This window comes from Xylanivirga thermophila, from assembly GCF_004138105.1.
GTDB lineage: Bacteria > Bacillota > Clostridia > Caldicoprobacterales > Xylanivirgaceae > Xylanivirga > Xylanivirga thermophila.
On record NZ_RXHQ01000071.1, the window covers coordinates 1 to 1,796 of the forward strand.

2 protein-coding genes are annotated in these 1,796 nt (G+C 36.4%); both read left to right on the forward strand.

Going from position 1 to position 1,796, the window contains the following annotated elements:
• The first annotated feature begins 124 nt into the window (after positions 1-124).
• Positions 125-1,570, forward strand: a complete 1,446-nt coding sequence (locus EJN67_RS13895) for an ISLre2 family transposase (RefSeq protein WP_243641330.1) — start codon at positions 125-127, stop codon at positions 1,568-1,570.
• Entirely contained in the window at positions 1,560-1,688 is a 129-nt protein-coding gene (locus tag EJN67_RS14430; protein ID WP_279387737.1) for a hypothetical protein, read from the forward strand. Before EJN67_RS13895 ends, EJN67_RS14430 begins: the two co-directional genes overlap by 11 nt.
• The last annotated feature ends 108 nt before the right edge of the window (positions 1,689-1,796 follow it).

Below are 1,796 nucleotides of genomic sequence, written 5' to 3' on the forward strand. Positions count from 1 at the left end.
GTTAGCGTAAAATTACCGTAGGGATTTAGAGTAATAAATTACCAATAGAATTGAAAAGAAGATGCCATCCTGTTAAAATATTAGTCGAATAAACAAATAACTTAACGAAAGGATGACATCTTCTATGTATAATAGTATACACCATTTTAATGAGTTTGGGGTAAAAAAGATTGAAAAAACAATAAAAGAGTTCATAAAAGAAGGAAAAGATCTAGGTGATTTAGTATTTGGGTTAGAGGAAAGCCTGTTTGAATTAGGCCGAAATATACTAGTTGAAGTATTGGAAGATATGGATCAACATTTACGTAATTCTGGTCTTAGAAAAAACAATTGGGAAATAGTTAGAAACGACACTACACAGCTTTTAACGAGCTTTGGAATGATTAAATACAACAGAACATATTTCAAGCCCAAGAAGGGGGGAAAAAGACGTTATCTAGTGGATGACATTGTAGGTGTAGGCCCCCATGATAGAGTGAGTGCTGATGTAGTTATAAATGCAGTAGAAGAGGCTGCAGATAGTAGTTATAGAAAAGCGGGCAAAAAAGCTACGTATGTAGATGAAATAAGTAAACAGGCAGTGATGAACAAAATACATGCCCTTGAGATTACACAGCCAGAGGTAAAGGTAGACGAGAAAAGGGATGTTGGGATACTATATATTGAAGCGGATGAAGATCATGTAGCACTTCAGAATAAAGATAAAGATGAGACCGACAATAACTATCCAAAGATAGCTATGCCATGGCTTGTATATGTTCACGAAGGTTTTGATGGTGACAAATGTAGTGAAAATAGGAATGTATTAAGAAATGTACGCTATTTTGGAGGAATATATAAAAATAGTGAGGATTTGTGGCTTGAGGTATGTGATTACATATATGAGCAATATAATATAGATTCGATAGAAACTATATATATTTCAGGCGATGGTGCTTCATGGATTAAGCAGGGACTTCATTGGATTCCAAAGAGCAAGTTTGTCCTAGATGAATATCATCTACAGAAATATGTTAGAGCATCTACAGCCCATCTAGATGATAGTGCAATCCATCAGGAGCTGCAAGATGCATTAGATTGGCCTAGTAAGGAAAAGACAAAGGAGGTATTTAAAAAAATACTTAAACTGACTGATTCTGAGACTAAAAAGAAGTCGATTAAACAGGCAAGACAATACATATTAAATCAGTGGGATGGGATAGAGATAAAGGCAGATAAAGGTTTTGAAATAATAGGATGTAGTGCAGAAGGGCATGTAAGCCATATTCTATCAGATAGGTTAAGTAGTAGACCTAGAGGTTGGTCAGAGGTAGGTGTTAAAAAGATGGCTGAGCTTAGGATATATATAAAGAATGGTGGCAAGGTCTATGATTTGGTAATGAATCAAAAACATAATAAGGCAAAGGAGAAAAAGCATAAGATACAGGATCGAATGATAAAAGACTTGAGGAGAAAAGTATCTAGTAAATATGCAAATGCGTGGAATAGTGACTTAGTTGTAACAACTAAAGGCAAAAACACCGGTTTATACAACGAGTTAAGAGGCCTTAGTAGCATACATGGTCTGTAGGCAGGGAGCAGCAAAGCGAACCCTTTACAATAAGAGGGACCCATATGGTATAATGGATAAAACGGCAGCCATAAAACCGGCTAGATATGTCCGAAATAAGGGAGGCCGCCCTGGCTGACAAATCATATGGGCGATGCTTGTCGTCAAGAGTGTGACCGGATACAATGCTAATTTATTTATCAGGATGGCTGTATTTTTCTTTTCCCTACAGTAAATTGACGCAATC

Coding starts and splice junctions, on each gene's coding strand:
- EJN67_RS13895 (WP_243641330.1), top strand. CDS start 125: ATGTATAATAGTATACACCATTTTAATGAGTTTGGGGTAAAAAAGATT.
- EJN67_RS14430 (WP_279387737.1), top strand. CDS start 1,560: ATGGTCTGTAGGCAGGGAGCAGCAAAGCGAACCCTTTACAATAAGAGG.